The sequence below is a fragment of the Streptomyces sp. NPDC048419 genome, from assembly GCF_043200415.1.
Taxonomy (GTDB): domain Bacteria; phylum Actinomycetota; class Actinomycetes; order Streptomycetales; family Streptomycetaceae; genus Streptomyces.
On sequence record NZ_JBICXT010000004.1, the window covers coordinates 56,623 to 71,235 of the forward strand.

General features: G+C 72.1%; 11 protein-coding genes. 8 read left to right on the top strand and 3 right to left on the bottom strand.

Annotated elements, in window-relative coordinates; translation table 11 throughout:
- Positions 1-17: 17 nt before the first annotated feature.
- On the bottom strand, positions 18-1,205 hold the full coding sequence (locus tag ACGFYN_RS10490) for an ROK family protein (RefSeq protein ID WP_393865387.1): 1,188 nt from the start codon (positions 1,203-1,205) through the stop codon (positions 18-20).
- A 188-nt stretch (positions 1,206-1,393) separates the two neighbouring features.
- Complete coding sequence (locus ACGFYN_RS10495; RefSeq protein ID WP_393865388.1) at positions 1,394-3,190, bottom strand: M4 family metallopeptidase; 1,797 nt, start codon at positions 3,188-3,190, stop codon at positions 1,394-1,396.
- A 349-nt stretch (positions 3,191-3,539) separates the two neighbouring features.
- On the opposite strand from ACGFYN_RS10495, the gene ACGFYN_RS10500 reads away from it, so the two are divergent.
- The 7 genes from ACGFYN_RS10500 to ACGFYN_RS10530 all read left to right on the top strand — a co-directional run bounded on the left by ACGFYN_RS10500 (position 3,540) and on the right by ACGFYN_RS10530 (position 12,077).
- Positions 3,540-4,649 carry a serine hydrolase domain-containing protein gene (locus ACGFYN_RS10500; RefSeq protein WP_393865801.1) on the top strand — a complete coding sequence of 370 codons (1,110 nt, stop codon included), beginning with the start codon at positions 3,540-3,542 and terminating at the stop codon, positions 4,647-4,649.
- A gap of 105 nt (positions 4,650-4,754) precedes the next feature.
- Positions 4,755-6,170, top strand: coding sequence for a CAP domain-containing protein (locus ACGFYN_RS10505; protein WP_393865389.1), 1,416 nt, complete (start codon positions 4,755-4,757; stop codon positions 6,168-6,170).
- Between the two features lie 74 nt (positions 6,171-6,244).
- A complete protein-coding gene (locus ACGFYN_RS10510) occupies positions 6,245-6,922 on the top strand; it encodes an AIM24 family protein (protein ID WP_393865390.1) in 678 nt (225 codons plus the stop codon).
- A gap of 196 nt (positions 6,923-7,118) precedes the next feature.
- Positions 7,119-8,159, top strand: a complete 1,041-nt coding sequence (locus ACGFYN_RS10515; RefSeq protein ID WP_393865391.1) for a tetratricopeptide repeat protein — start codon at positions 7,119-7,121, stop codon at positions 8,157-8,159.
- Positions 8,156-9,193: a polyprenyl synthetase family protein gene (locus ACGFYN_RS10520; RefSeq protein WP_393865392.1), complete on the top strand. Its 1,038-nt coding sequence runs from the start codon at positions 8,156-8,158 to the stop codon at positions 9,191-9,193. The genes ACGFYN_RS10515 and ACGFYN_RS10520 overlap by 4 nt, the downstream gene beginning before the upstream one ends.
- Before the next feature lie 127 nt (positions 9,194-9,320).
- The gene (locus ACGFYN_RS10525) at positions 9,321-10,280 is read left to right on the top strand and encodes a threonine/serine dehydratase (protein ID WP_393865393.1); all 960 of its coding nucleotides are present in this window, start codon (positions 9,321-9,323) and stop codon (positions 10,278-10,280) included.
- A 186-nt stretch (positions 10,281-10,466) separates the two neighbouring features.
- A complete protein-coding gene (locus tag ACGFYN_RS10530) occupies positions 10,467-12,077 on the top strand; it encodes a protein kinase (RefSeq protein ID WP_393865394.1) in 1,611 nt (536 codons plus the stop codon).
- On the opposite strand, the gene ACGFYN_RS10535 is transcribed toward ACGFYN_RS10530, so the two are convergent.
- Positions 12,069-13,511, bottom strand: a complete 1,443-nt coding sequence (locus tag ACGFYN_RS10535) for a serine hydrolase domain-containing protein (RefSeq protein ID WP_393865395.1) — start codon at positions 13,509-13,511, stop codon at positions 12,069-12,071. The genes ACGFYN_RS10530 and ACGFYN_RS10535 overlap by 9 nt on opposite strands.
- A 73-nt stretch (positions 13,512-13,584) precedes the next feature.
- Here ACGFYN_RS10535 and ACGFYN_RS10540 point away from each other — a divergent pair, with 73 nt between their 5' ends.
- Positions 13,585-14,556: an LLM class F420-dependent oxidoreductase gene (locus tag ACGFYN_RS10540; protein WP_393865396.1), complete on the top strand. Its 972-nt coding sequence runs from the start codon at positions 13,585-13,587 to the stop codon at positions 14,554-14,556.
- Positions 14,557-14,613: the final 57 nt, after the last annotated feature.

The following is a 14,613-nucleotide window of genomic DNA, read 5'->3' on the forward strand; positions in this document are numbered from 1 at the left end:
CTCCAGGGGGAGTCGGTTCAGCGGCTCGGGGGCGGGTCGTCGGGGGTGATGAAGGACTGGATCGCGGTGGCGGCGGCCCCGCGTGCCCACTCCTCGAAGGCGAGCGGGCGGGTCTGTACGTCACAGTGGGCGGCGGAGCCGAAGGCGGCCGCGGCGAAGGAGTCGCGGATCTGCCCGGCGAACAGGTCGTAGGCGGCGAGGCCCTCGCCGGAGATGATCACGCGTTGCGGGCCGAACAGGTTGGCCACGGTGGCGATGCCGCGGCCGATCGCCTCACCCGCCCTGGCGTACGCCTCGCGGGCTCCGGCGACTCCCCGGTGGGCCAGCGCCACGGCCTCGGTGGTGCCGGCGACCTCGGCTCCCGTGGTCTCGCGGATCCGGCGGACGATCGCGGCGTCCCCCGCGATCGCCTCCACGCAGCCGCGGTTGCCGCAGTGGCAGGGCGGTCCGGCCGGGTCGACGGTGACATGGCCGATCTCGCCTGCCACACCGTGCGCGCCGGAGACCACGCGGCCGTGCACCACCAGTCCGCAGCCGATACCGGCGCCGACGGTCACCACGGCGAAGTCGGACAAGCCGGCGCCGGCCCCGAACCACTGCTCGGCGACGGTCAGGGCACGGACGTCGTTGTCGACGGTGACCGGCAGCCCGGTCTCCTTTGCGGCGAGTTCGGCGAGGGCAACGTCCCGCCAGCCGAGGAACGGCGAATAGCGCACGACCCCTTCGGCGCGGTCGACGTCGCCGGAGACGGCGACACCGAGGCCGAGGACCGGCGCTCCGAAGTCCTCCGCTGCGGTGTGCAGTTCGTGCACGAGCTTCGTCATCGAGGCCAGTACGGAGGTGTCCTGGCGGTCCGTCAGCGAGGTGCGCAGGGCCAGGCGGATGCGGCAGCGCAGGTCCGTCAGTACGCCGATGAGCTCGCCCGCGGTCACTTTGACGCCGATGAACAGGGCCCGGCCGTCGTTCACCTGGACCAGGTTCGCGGGCCGTCCGAGGGTCGGGGGTGCCTCCTCGGCGGCGGTCTCCACCAGGTAGCCGGCCGCCAGCAGCGGACGGACCGCCTTGGTGACGGCCGCCGCCGACAACCCGGCCCGCCGGGCGGCCTCCAGCCGGGTCAGCGGGCCCTGGGACAGGACCGTGGTGAAGATCTGCGAGGCGGCCGGCGTGTGCGCCGGGAACGTCTCGGCAGGCGGGGTCGAGCGCATGGCTCGGGAACCTATGGCCCTTAATTTCCGCTGTCAATAAAAGAGACAGGATTCGCCTGAAGGTCACCTGTGAGGTTCCGGTGGCCTTCCCGTGCCGTCAACTGCCCCGCGCAGTAGGCGATCAGCGGTTACACCTGCCCTCCCGCGGCACGGCGTCCACCGTGCCGCGGGAGTCGGCTGCCGCCCGGTCAGTGATGCGCGGCCGGGGTGTTGGCGGTGGTGACGTCGACCGCGGACCAGGCCTGGTCGACCGTCTTGTACTCGGTGCTGCTCTGCCCGTAGAGGTCCTTGGCCGCCTTCAGCGTCGCGACGCGCGCGCCGTGGAAGTCGGTCGTGGAGACCATGTAGCGGGTCAGGGCGCGGTAGAAGATGGCGGTGGCCTTGGTACGGCCGATGCCCTTCACCGTCGAGCCGTCGAAGGTCGGCGAGTCGTACTTGACCCCGCCGATCGTCTTGTGGCCGCTGCCCTCGGCGAGCAGGTAGTACGCGTGCGAGGAGACACCGGAGCCGGCGTGCACCTCGGCGTCGTAGACCTGGGGCGACCAGTAGTCGATCGTGCCCTCGAGCTTGTCCAGCGACGGGTGGTCGAGACGGCGCAGGAACTTCTGGTCCAGGCCGAGCTTCTCGCCGATGAGGTAGTCCGGCTTGTCCTTCGCGTTGTTCGTGAAGAACTCGACGTTGGAGCCGAAGATGTCCGCCAGCGACTCGTTGAGCGCGCCCGGTTCACCGTATTGGTTGCCCTGCGCGTCGACGCGGGTGGGCTCCAGTTTCGCGGTGGCGTCCACGACGCCGTGGGTGAGTTCGTGGCCGGTGACGTCGAGGACGACGAGCGGCTTCTTGAACATGTCACCGTCGCCGTCGCCGTAGAGCATGCAGTCGCAGGTGGAGTCCCAGAACGCGTTGGCCACCTTCTTGCCGAAGTGGACCATGGCGTGGGCGCCCTTGCTGTTGTTCTCGATGCCCTTGCGCCCGAAGGTCTTCTTGTAGAAGTCCAGGGTCTTGGTGACGCCGTACTGGGCGTCGGCTGCGGCGCTGTTCCTGCTGGTGGTGGCGCCGTTGCCGAAGACGTCGTTGCTCGTGGACATCTTCTTGCCGCGACCGAAGCTCTCCAGCTCCTGGCCCTTGGCGTCCCGGGTCTCGGTGCCCCAGTGGGTGGGGTCCTTGAGCAGGTAGCTGGTGCGCGCCGTCCGGGTGGTGGTCAGCGGTATCTGGCCGACGAAGAGGGACTTGCCGGTGCCGTGGGCCGTCGACGGGTAGCGTGCGGCGGCGGACGCCGACGACGACGCCAGAACCCCGGCGGCCTGCGAGCCGGCGCCGGTGGCGGGGTCGAGCTTCTCGCCGTGCTGGCGCAGCTTGTCGAGCAGTCCGGGCGACATGAACGCGTCGCTGTCGGGCGTGTTGCTGCGCACCTTGCCGGTGACGGCGTCGATGACGACGGTGCTGGAGCCGCCGCTCTCGGTGTCGGCATCGCTCACGCGCACCTGGTAGGCGAGCGCGGACCCGCCGTCGCGGGCGTCCACGACGAGTTCGGCGGTTCCGGCATCGCCCTTGGCGGCCGCAGCCGCCTTCTGCTGGGCCTGGCCGGCCGACAGCTTGGCGGAGGTGGCGGCAGTCGGCTTCACGGTGTGGCCGGCGGCGCGGGTGACACCCGCGTACGCCAGCTTCTCGGTGAGGTGGACGACGAGGTCGCCGCCGAGGACCGCCATGCCCTGATGGGTGCGGGTGAACCGGACGTGCCGGGCGCCCTCCGGGTCGATCATGACGTCCTCGGCCTGCAGTTCGTCGCCCTGGGCGACACCGGTCGCCGAGGCGTGGGCGACTGCGGCGGCTCTCGCTGCGGACACCACGGACGCGTCGGAGGCGTCGGCGGTGGCGGCATGGTTCGTCCCCGTGGCGGGGCCCGCGAAGGCGGTACCCGCCAGGCCGGTGGCGGCCGTCGTCACGGCGACGGCGACCGCCACGTTGCGTATATGCGGCCTACGCACAGATGAGGGTCCTTCCTTGCAGGGCGGCCGGGTTCGCCAACCGCCCTGACGCATGGCGCCGTTGAGCACCATGGGGGCTGGTCGGGCCCCGTACGAACCCTTTCGGACGCGTCATGTCCATGTAAAGACTAAAAACCTGGTTTCCGTGCGATACATGGCAATACTTCGCAAATCCCTGTCGATCGGTGATCAGTGAGTGACCAACCGTGCGTCGACTGTGGAGATGTGACGGGACGGAAGAAAGTTGCCTCGTGTGAATGTGACCCATCTCGCATCCAAGGGCGCGCTCCTCGGAACGGTCGTGCTCTCCCTCCTCGCGGCCCCGGCGCACGCCGCGCCGGCCCAGACGATGCCGAAGCCCGACCTCAACGGCCTCAAAGACGTGCTGCGTACCGCGCTCAAGCAGGGCGCACCCGGCGCGACGGCCCGGATCGACGACCACGGCTCGGTCGCCTGGGCCGCCGTGGGCGTCGCCGACCGCAAGAGCGGACGGGCCATCAGCAACGCCGACCGGTTCCGCATCGGCAGCGTCACCAAGACCTTCTCGGCCGTCGTGCTGATGCAGCTGGCCGACGAGGGCAGGCTCAGGCTCGACTCCTCGGTCGACCGCTATCTGCCTGGTCTGCTGCCCGACCGCACGATCACCGTGCGCCAGCTGCTGGGCCACCGCAGCGGTCTGTACGACTACACCAACGACATGTTCGCGAGCGCGATCCCCGGCTTCGAGGCGGTCCGCTCCAAGGTCTTCACCTACCGCCAGCTGGTGGACCGTTCGCTGCGGCACAAGCGCACCAACGCGCCGGGCGCCGCGTACGCGTACTCCAACACCAACTTCGTCGTCGCCGGAATGCTCATCGAGAAGCTGACCGGCCACTCGGTGAAGACCGAGTACCAGAACCGCATCATCGAGCCGCTGAAACTGCGTGACACCCTCTACGTCCACCCGGACAAGAAGATCCCCGGCCGCCACGCCGACGGCTACCTCACCCCGGACAAGGCGGGCGCACCCCTCGTCGACGCGACCGACCAGACGGTGTCCTGGGCGCAGAGCGCGGGCGCGGTCATCTCCAGCACGCGGGACCTGAACACCTTCCTCTCCGCTCTGCTCGGCGGCCGGCTGATGTCTCCCGCGCAGCTCAAGCAGATGGAGCGCATGGTGCCCGTCAACAGCAGCCAGTCCTACGGGCTCGGACTGCGCAGCCGCCATCTGTCGTGCGGCGTCTCGGTCTACGGGCACACAGGGGCCGTGCAGGGCTACTACACGTACGCGTTCGCCACGAAGGACGGAAGGCGGAGCATGACGGCGCTCGCCAACGTGTCCAACAACGGCCGCGTGCTCAACACGATGCTGGGCACGCTGGAGTCCGCGTTCTGCGGCAAGAAGGCGAAGGACGTACGGCCCACCGCGGCGCCCGACGAACGCCAGGAGGCGGGCACTCCCCGACTCGCCCGGGACTGACCGGCGGGTTCCCGGCCGGCACCGGCCTGCCGGGAACCCGGCCGCCCTGGCGGACGTTGTCCGGACGAGCCCACCGAGGCGGGACGACGACACCAGGGTGGCGCGATGAGCGAGTTGGTCTCCGGGGGCAACATGCCCCTTCCGGACGGTGCCGTGACCGTCCGGGTGCCCGGCCCCTTCGACGTGTGCGCGCTCATCACGGACGACGGCGGCAAGGTCGGGAGCGACGCCGACTTCGTGTTCTACAACCAGCCGTCCGCCCCGGGCGCCCGGCTGGACGGTGACACCCTCACCGTCGACCCGCCCAGGCTCCGCCCCGGGGCCACGAAGGTCACGGTCGTCGTCAGCCCGGCCGACCCCGCCACTCCCCTGGGCCGGCTCCCCGCCCCGATCCTTCAGGTCTCGGCTCCGGGCGGCCCCTCCCTGGCCCGGTTCGCCCCACCGCGCCCGCGGCAGGAGACGGTACTGCTGCTCGCGGAGATCTACCGGCGCGGCGGGGCCTGGAAGCTGCGGGCCCTCGGGCAGGGGTACGCCGACGGACTCGCCGGTCTGGCAAGGGACTTCGGCGTGGACGTCATCGACGACGCGGCTGCCGGGGCGGCGTCGACGCAGCACGCGCACGTGCCGGGCTCGCCGCCGGCCCACGCGCCTGCCTCGCCGGCTCCCCCGTCGCCCACGAGCCGATCCGTCCTCCCTACGCCCACGCTCGTCGACCTCCACCCCGCCGGCCCGGCACCTGCGACCGACCCCGACGGCTTCCTCGCCCTGGTCAACTCCGCCCGTACCAGGGCCGGTTCGCCACCCGTCCTCCCCGACACCCGTCTGGCGTCCGCGGCCCGTGCGCATGCCTCCGCCATGGCCGCCGCAGGGCAGCTCGGCGTCGAAGGTGCGGACGGTGTCTCCGTCTACCAGCGCCTGACGGCCACCGGATACGCGTATCTGACCGTCGGCGAGCACCTGGTCTCCGGCCCGCGCACGCCCGCCGACTTCGTCGAGTACTGCCTGGGCGACGAGAAGGCGCGCCGCACGCTCTGCGACCCGGCCTATACGCACGCGGGCCTCGGATACGTCGGTGACGGCCGCTTCGGCGACCTGTACTGGACCGCGCTGTGGGCCAGGCCGTTCACGCCGGGCGACCTGGCGCGGACGGCGGCCGAAGTCGTCGACCTCACCAACCGGGAGCGTGCCAGGGCCGGTCTGCCCGCGCTGGCCGCCGACGCGCCGCTGACCACCGCCGCGCAGGCGCACAGCGCGGACATGGTGGCACGCGCCTTCTACTCGCACACCTCGCCGGACGGCAGCCGGCCCTGGGACCGGGCCGCCGCCGCGGGCGCCCGCCGGCGCTCGGTCGGCGAGAACATCGCCTGCGGCCAGCGCTCCCCCGCCGAGGTCGTCGACGGCTGGATGAACAGTCCCGGCCACCGGGCCAACATTCTGGGGCCCGACTTCACGCACATCGGGATCGGCCTCGCGGGCGGCGGCGCGGCGGGCACGTACTGGACCCAGCTGTTCGGCGCCTGACCGACCGGAACCAGGCGGAGATCGCCCGCCCCGCGATCTTGGCGGAACGCAATCTTCCGGGACAGGATGCCCGCATGAAGGGTTCCCTCTTTTCCAGCGACCACATGGTCCAGCCGGCCACCGAACCGGGTATGACCGTCGAGAACGCCAAATCCATCAAGTACGCGGTGAACGGCGAGATGCTCGCCCGCCAGGGCGCGATGGTCGCCTACCGCGGCAACCTCCAGTTCGAGCGCAAGGGCCAGGGCATGGGCGGCATGCTCAAGCGCGCGATGACCGGGGAAGGGCTGCCGCTGATGGCGGTGCGCGGAACGGGCGAGGCCTGGTTCGCGCACGAGGCGCAGAACTGTTTCATCGTCGAGGTCGACCCCGGCGACGAGTTCACCGTCAACGGCCGCAACGTCCTTTGTTTCGACGCCTCGTTGTCGTACCGGATCTCGACGGTGAAGGGCGCGGGCATCGCCGGCGGCGGCCTGTTCAACAGCGTCTTCACCGGCCAGGGGAGACTTGGCCTGGCGTGCGAGGGCAACCCGCTGGTCATCCCGGTCTCGGCGCAGTACCCGGTGCACGTCGACACGGACGCGGTGGTCGGCTGGACCGCCGGTCTCCAGACCTCGCTGCACCGTTCGCAGTCCATCGGATCGATGCTGCGCGGCGGCTCCGGCGAGGCCGTGCAGCTGATGCTCCAGGGCGAGGGCTACGTCGTCGTACGGCCGAGCGAGGCGACGCCGCAACGGGCTCAGCAGCACTGACTCCCGGAAGTGATCTGCGCCTCAGGAGCAACCTCCCCTGCGGCCACGACGTCTTGATCCCCAACAGGTGATGCCCTGGCCCTTCGGGCCGGGGCGTATTTTCGACACGCTATACACGCTATGTATACACAGGCTGTAGACCCATCGCGTATACACCAAGCGTATACACGGCGTGCATACGGACCGAAAGGGATCCATGTACGGCAAGGCATTCGCCCCGGAGTACCAGGGCGCGCTCACCACACTCTCCGTGAACTCCTCGCTGACGGACGTACTGGCCGCCGGCACCCGGGAGTTGAGAGCGGCGGAGCGCTCCGGACAGCACGGGGAGGCGGCCCGCTCCGGGCTCGCGGTCGCCGAGGCGCACCGCAGGCTCGGGCAGGTCGGGGAGGCCGAGCAGGCATGGAAGGCGAGCTACCGCGCGGCCCGGGAGGCCGGGGACACCGCGGCCATGGCGTGGGCGCTGTGGAGCGGCGGCACCCTGGCCCGGCAGCGGGGCGCCTTCCCGCTGGCCTGGCGGCTGCTGGGCCTCGCGGCCGAACTCGGCGAGCGCGGCGGCGACGTCGTCGTGCGCGGCTACTCGCTCGCCGGACTCGCCGAGACCGGCCGCATCCAGGGCGACTACGAGGCCGTCCGCAGGCTGCACGAGCAGCTGCTGGCCGAGGCACGGCGGCGCGGCGAGGCGCGGCACACGGTGTGGGCGCTGGAGGGCATCGCGCAGATCCATCGCAACACCGGCGAGTACGACACCGCGTTCGCGTTGTTCGAGGAGGCGGCCGGGATAGCGGCGCGGGCCGAGGACCGGCGCGGGCACGCCTGGGCGCTGCGCGGTCTCGCCGACATCGTGTCCGTGCGGGACGGCGACGCCGAACGGGCACTCGGGCTGCTGTCCGAGGCGGAGACGAGCTGCCGGGCGATGAAGCTGTCGAGCGCGCTGGCCTACAACCACAAGATGCGCGGCAACGTCCTGTACCGGGCCGGGCGTTACGCCGAGGCACGCGACCTGTACGAGCAGGCGCTCGCGGAGTTCCGTGCGATGAGCGAGCGGCGCGGGGAGGCCCTGTCCCGGCTCGGCCTTGCCAAGTCGCTGGCCCGGCTGGGCCGCGGCCGCGCCGAGACCGCGGCCGAGTTCACCGTGCTGGCGGGCGAGTTGGAGCGGATCGGGCTGCGGCACGCGCGGGAGATGGTGGCCCGCGCGCAGGAGGAGTTCGGTCTCGTCGCGGAGGTGGCACGGTGACGTCGCCTGACTCGGCGCTCCGGGCGCCGGCCGACGCCGCTCACGTCCTCGCCCGCTGCCGCGACGTGGTGCGGCCCGCACTGACGGAGGCCGTCGGGCGGATGCACCCGTGGGTGGGCGAGATGGCCGCGTACTCCTTCGGCTGGTGCGAGGTGGGCGGTACGCCGGCCGTGGCGTCGGGCGGCAAGGGCGTACGGCAGGCACTGGCGGTGCTCGGGGCGGAGGCGGCGGGTGCGCCCGGGCGGGCCGGGGTGCCCGCGGCGGTGGCGGTGGAGCTGGTGCACACCTTCTCGCTCCTGCACGACGACATCATGGACGGGGACGCGGCGCGGCGCCGCCGCCCCACCGTCTGGAAGGCCTACGGCACCGGGCCCGCGGTCCTCGCGGGCGACGCGCTGTTCGCCCTGGCCGTCGAGACCCTCGCCGCCGGGCCTGGCGGCCCGCAGGGCGTGCGGGTGCTGTCGGTGGCGCTGGGCGATCTGGTGCGCGGCCAGGCGGACGACCTGCTGTTCGCGGGCCGCCCGTGGACGGGACCGTCGCGGGTGCGGCCGGAGCAGTACCGGACGATGGCCGAGCACAAGACGGGTGCGCTGCTCGGCTGTGCCGCCGCGCTCGGCGCCCTGCTCGGCGGCGCGGCGCCCTCGCTCGTCGACGCCCTCGACCGCGCGGGGCGCCACCTCGGGATCGCGTTCCAGATCGTCGACGACGTCCTGGGCATCTGGGGCGACCCCGCGGTCACCGGCAAGCCCGTATACGGCGATCTGCGCGAGCGGAAGAAGACGTACCCGGTACTGGCCGCCCTCGACTCGGGCGGTCGCGCCGTCCGGCGGCTCGCCACGCTCCTTGACACGGGCGAGGACCCCGAGGAGGCGGCCGCGCTGATCGAGACGGCGGGAGGCCGGTCGGCGGCCATGGCCGAGGCACGCCGCCACCTCGCCGCGGTGGAAGCGGCTCTCGCCGATGCAGCCCTGGACGCCCGGGCGGTGGACGACCTGCGGGCCCTGCTGGAGTACCTGGTGCGGCGGGACGTGTGACGCGGTGGGGCGGGGTCCCGGGCCGTGCTCCCCCGCCCCGCTGTCCGAAACAGTTTGACCTGGGCCCTCTCCCGCGTAAGGGTGCGAAGCGGTGCGGACCGTCACCCGCGCCGAAAGGGTGAGTGCCTTGATCGGGATCTCCGAAGTCGAAGCCGCCGCCGAGCTCATCGCCGGGCATGTCGTGCGGACGCCGACGCTGCCGAGCCCGGGCCTGACCACGCTGCTCGGTGCCCCGGTCACCGTCAAGCTCGAACTGCTCCAGCGCACCGGCTCGTTCAAGGCGCGCGGGGCGACGGCGAAGCTGCTCTCGCTGAGCGACAAGGAGCGGGCCGCCGGCGTCGTGGCGGTCAGCGGCGGCAACCACGGGATCGCCCTCGCGGTCATGGCCGCGGCCCTCCATGTGAAGGCCACGGTGGTCATGCCGCGCTCGGCGCCCGCGCGTGCCGTCGAGATCGCGGAGGCCGCCGGAGCCTCGGTGCGGGTGACGGACGACATGGCCGGGGCGTTCGCGCTCATGGCGCAGTTGCAGGACGAGGGGCTGACGCTGGTGCACCCCTTCGACGACCCGCTGGTCATCGCCGCACAGGGCACCGTCGGGCTGGAGTTCGCCGCCGACGCGGGCGAACTCACCGACGTCCTCGTCAGCATCGGTGGCGGGGGCCTCATCGCCGGCGTCGCGGCGGCGCTGCGGGCGCTGCGGCCGGACGTGCGGATCTGGGGCGTGGAGACCGAGGGTGCCGAGGCCATGTCGGGGGCGCTGGCCGCGGGCGGGCCGGTGCCGGTCGACCTGTCGTCCCTCGTGTCCACGCTCTGCGCGCCCGCCGCGTCACAGCTGACGTACGACCATGTGTCCGCGCTGGTCCACGAGGTGCTCGTGGTGCCGGACCGGGAGGCGGTGCAGGGCACGCTCGACCTCGCCGACCACGCCAAGGTCTGGGCCGAGCCCGCGGCCGGCTGTCTGCTGCCGGGGGCCCGGCAGGTCCTGGAGCGGGTCGGCGAGCAGGCGCGGCTCGGGCTGGTGGTGTGCGGGGGCAACGCGACCACCGGTGACGTCATGGGCTGGGCCGAGCGCTTCGGGTTGCGCTGATTCTGTGCGGCCGTCCGCGAAATGCGGTCGTTTGAATTCCGGTCAGCTAAAGAGGGCTTCACCGAATTCACCCGACGGCACATGAACAAATGGGCACGGGTGCCATTGATTTGCGGATCCTTTGAACACATCCCGCCGTACCCCCCGTACCTCTGTGAAAGGTGAGACGCAGGGTTTGGACGAGGGATGACCATGGTCAAGGCGCATGTCTTCACGCACGAGTTGGTCGCCGGAAGGTACCGGCTCGTCGACGTCGTCCACCAGGAGACCAACCGCGTCAGCTGGTACGGCAAGGACGTCAACGCCCAACGCCCTTATCTCCTCACCCAGATCGCCCTTCCGTACGACCCGGACGGCGAGGCCGCACCGCGCGCGGCCGCCCGCATCATCCGCATGTCCGAGACCCTGGGGCTGATGTGCCCCGGGGCGGTCGCGACGGTCGTGGACGCCGTGGAGCAGGACGGCACCCTGTGGATCGTCACCGAGTGGATCGACGGGAGACCGCTCGGTGAACTCATCGCCCAGCAAGGCACGTTCAACTATGTGCGGGCCGCCCGGATCGGCCTGGGGCTGCTCGACGTACTGGAGGCGGCCCACCGCGAGGGGATCACCCACTGCGAGCTCAGCCCCGGCCAGATCTACGTGCGGGACCGGGGCTCGGTCGTGGTCACCGGCTTCGGGCTGGCCGGCGCGACCCTGGCACCGCGGCTCACCGCACCGTCGTTCGCCTCCCCCGAGCAGGCCCGCGACGAGCGCATCGGACCCGCGGCGGACCTGTGGGCGCTCGGCGCGATCCTCTACACGATGCTCGAGGGCCGCCCGCCCTTCAGGGACCGGGACCGGCCCGAGGCCACGCTGAAGGGCGTCGACCGGCTGCCGCTGCGCTCACCGGTGCGGGCGGGCCCGCTCACCCAGACCGTGCAGGGACTCCTGCGCAAGAACTCCCGGGAGCGGCTGACCCGCCAGGTGGTCCGCGAGGCCCTCACCCGCGCCGTCACCGAGGACCCCGAGGCGACGATGAGCGCCGCGCCCCGGCCCCGGCTGCGGGGCGTCTCCACCGCCGCCTGGCACTCCGCCCCCACCTGGACCCGGCGCACCATGGCCGCGGGCACGGCCCTGGCCGTGGTCACCGTCGTGGTCGCCACGCTCGCCGCCACCGGACTGCTGCCCGGCTCGGGCACCAGCACGTCCGGGACCGGCGCCGCGTCCCGCCCCTCGGTGTCGGCCGCCCCGCCCGGCGGCCGGCCCGACGGCCGCAGCGCCACGCCGTCCGCGTCGCCCACGCCCACGCCCACCGCGTCTCCGACACCCTCGGCCTCAAGTACCGCGCTGCCAGAGGGGTTTCGCCGCTACAGGGCGCCCGAGGGCTTCTCGATCGCCCTGCCGAAGGACTGGGGCCGGGTGGAGACCCAGCGCGCCGGCGACAAGTCGTACCGCGTGACCTTCGGCGCGGACGGCGATCCCCGCGCACTCGCCGTCACCTACAGCACCGTCGTGGGCCCGGACCCCGTCGCCGTCTGGCGCGACGACGTGCAGCCCGCGCTGGCGAAGGAGGACGGCTTCCGGCGGATCGGCACGATCCGGGCGACGACGTACCAGGGCCACAAGGCCGCCGACATGCAGTGGCTCACCGAGGCCGACGGCACCAAGGTGCGCACTTTCGGACGCGGTTTCCTGCTGGGCGACGGCCGGGGCTTCTCGCTGCGCTGGACGACTCCGGCCGCCGACTGGAACGACTCGCCGAACCAGCAGGCCCTGCAGACCTTCCTGCGGACCTTCCGCACTCCGTCAGGCTGAGTGGCGCGGCGCGCGCATCGCCCGCAGCGGAGGGTTGTGCAGCGGAGTCGTCGCCCACTGCGCGGTGAACGTCCCGTCCGGCAGCGAACAGGCCACGCTCAGGCGGTGCGGTGTCTCCAGGAACTGGATGTCCACGGCGAGGGTGTCCGCGTCCGCCCAGCCGCCGCTCACCGCCGTGGGCAGCGGCTCGTCGGTGACGGTCCACCCCGCCCGTCCGACCGGCACGTCGAGGTGGTGTCCGGCCTCGAGCCGCAGGGTCCAGCCGTCGGCACCGGACGTCACCGCGACCCCGGTCAGCTCGGGCTGCTCCGCGCAGACTCCTCCGGAGGGGGTGAACCGGGCCCCGGACCAGTCCTGCGCCCGCTCCGGCGGCGCGGGCTTGCCCGGCGACGGGGGCAGGGTGAGCCCGGCCATGCGCTCCCGCAGCGCCCGGTCCGCGTCCTGCCGGTCCGGCAGCGGACCGGGTCGGAACGCCGGCAGCAGATGCCGCCAGACCAGGTTCAGCAGCTCCTGCATCTGTACGGTCGCCGCGGTCGTGGCGATCACGGCGTCGTGCTCGGGCAGCACCAGGCAGAACTGACCGTAGGCGCCGTCGCCGCGGTAGCCGTGCCGGGAGTTCCAGAACTGGAAGCCGTAGCCCTGCTGCCAGTCCGACCGGGAGCCCTCCCGCGTACCGTCGCCGTTGTCGATGTGCGGGCGGGAGGCCTCGGCCACCCAGCCCTCGGGCAGCAGCCGTTCGCCCTCCCACACGCCGTCCTGCAGATAGAGCTGCCCGAGCCGCGCGACGGCGTCGGTGGCGGCGTGCAGCCCGCTGAAGCCGAGTTCGCGGCCTGCCCGGTCGCGCAGCCAGGCCGCCTTCCCGATCCCGAGCGGGTCCAGCAGGCGCGGGCGCAGGTACTCCGTCAGCGGCTGCCCCGTGACGCGCTGCACGATCGCGGCCAGGCTGTACGTGGTGGGCTGGTTGTAGGCGAAGACGGTGCCCGGCTCCCGCTCCGGCGGCAGCAGCAGAAAGCCGCGCACCATGTCCGCCCGGTCGGTGGCGAGCGCCCGCGGCAGGGTCTCGGACTCGTGTCCGCTGGCCATGGACGCCACGTGCCGCACCAGCATCGCGCGGCTGCGCGGATCGGTGATGTCGGCCTCGAACTCCGGGAAGTAGGAGATCACCGGGTCGTCGAAGCTGAGTAGCCCCTCACCTGCGGCGATCGCCGCGGCCGTCGCCGTGAAGCTCTTGCTGAGCGAGTACAGCAGGTGCGGGCGCCCGGCGGTGTACGGCCCCCACCAGCCCGACGCCACGAGACGGCCGTGCCGCAGGATCATCAGGCTGTGCGGCTCGATGTCCGGAGCCTCTTCGAGGGCGTCGAGAAGGGCGTGGACGCCGGCGGCGTCGACACCCTGGGCCGCGGGGTCGCTGGAGGGCAGGGGGCGGGCACTCATGCAGGCATCCTGCCCCGGTGATCCACGGTGCATGAGGCCGTTTTCCGCCGCCCGGTCAGGGGACTCGGCGGTTATGGTGCAAATCGGATACACGATGATGACCGAACAGGCCGGCCCCCGTGAGCTGGTCGGACATCTGGTGCGGGCCGAGGAGGCCGGTTACGACTTCTCGGTGACCTCGGACCACTACTTTCCGTGGCTGCGCTCGCAAGGCCACTCGCCGTACGCGTGGAGTGTGCTGGGAGCGGCGGCCCAGGCCACCTCGCGCATCCCCCTGATGACGTACGTGACCTGCCCGACCCGCCGCTACCACCCGGCTGTCGTCGCGCAGAAGGCCGCCACGATGCAACTGCTCTCCGAGGGCCGCTTCCGGCTCGGGCTCGGCTCCGGGGAGAACCTCAACGAGCATGTGGTGGGCGGTGGTTGGCCCTCGGCCGACGTACGTCACGAGATGCTCGAGGAGGCCGTGGAGATCATCCGCGCCCTGTTCGGGGGCCGCCACGTGAACCGTCGCGGCAAGCACTACGACGTCGAGTCGGCCCGGCTGTGGGACCTCCCCGACAAGCCGCCGCCCATCGGTATCGCCGTCTCCGGCGAGCAGTCCTGCACGGTCGCAGGCCACCTCGCGGACCTCGTCATCGCCACGGAGCCCAAGCCGGAGCTGCTGGAGGCATTCGACCGGCACGGCGGCGGGGGCAAGCCCCGCGTGGGCCAGCTGCCGGTCTGTTACGACCCCGACCGCGACGCCGCCGTGCGGCGCGCCCACGAGCAGTTCCGCTGGTTCGGCAGCGGCTGGAAGGTCAACTCCGAGCTCCCGCACCCCGATGCGTTCGAGGCCGCGACCCAGTTCGTCACCCCGGACGACGTCGCCGCGTCGATCCCCTGCGGCGACGACCCCGACGACTTCGTCGAGGCGGTGCGGCCGTACGCCGAGGCCGGGTTCGGTGAGATCGCGCTCGTGCAGATCGGCGGCGATTCGCAGCCGGCCTATCTGGACTGGGCGGAGAAGACGCTGCTGCCGGCGCTGCGCGAGGCCTTCGACTGAGCGTCGCGAACGGTCCGTATAGGCTGCCGGTCTGCACTTTCGCCGTGCGTACCGCTG

Bases quoted from the DNA above. Each gene is read 5' to 3' on its own strand.
- ACGFYN_RS10505 (WP_393865389.1), top strand. From the start codon at position 4,755: ATGAGCGAGTTGGTCTCCGGGGGCAACATGCCCCTTCCGGACGGTGCC.
- ACGFYN_RS10535 (WP_393865395.1), bottom strand. From the start codon at position 13,511: ATGAGTGCCCGCCCCCTGCCCTCCAGCGACCCCGCGGCCCAGGGTGTC.
- ACGFYN_RS10490 (WP_393865387.1), bottom strand. From the start codon at position 1,205: ATGCGCTCGACCCCGCCTGCCGAGACGTTCCCGGCGCACACGCCGGCC.
- ACGFYN_RS10540 (WP_393865396.1), top strand. From the start codon at position 13,585: ATGGTGCAAATCGGATACACGATGATGACCGAACAGGCCGGCCCCCGT.
- ACGFYN_RS10530 (WP_393865394.1), top strand. From the start codon at position 10,467: ATGACCATGGTCAAGGCGCATGTCTTCACGCACGAGTTGGTCGCCGGA.
- ACGFYN_RS10500 (WP_393865801.1), top strand. From the start codon at position 3,540: ATGCCGAAGCCCGACCTCAACGGCCTCAAAGACGTGCTGCGTACCGCG.
- ACGFYN_RS10510 (WP_393865390.1), top strand. From the start codon at position 6,245: ATGAAGGGTTCCCTCTTTTCCAGCGACCACATGGTCCAGCCGGCCACC.
- ACGFYN_RS10515 (WP_393865391.1), top strand. From the start codon at position 7,119: ATGTACGGCAAGGCATTCGCCCCGGAGTACCAGGGCGCGCTCACCACA.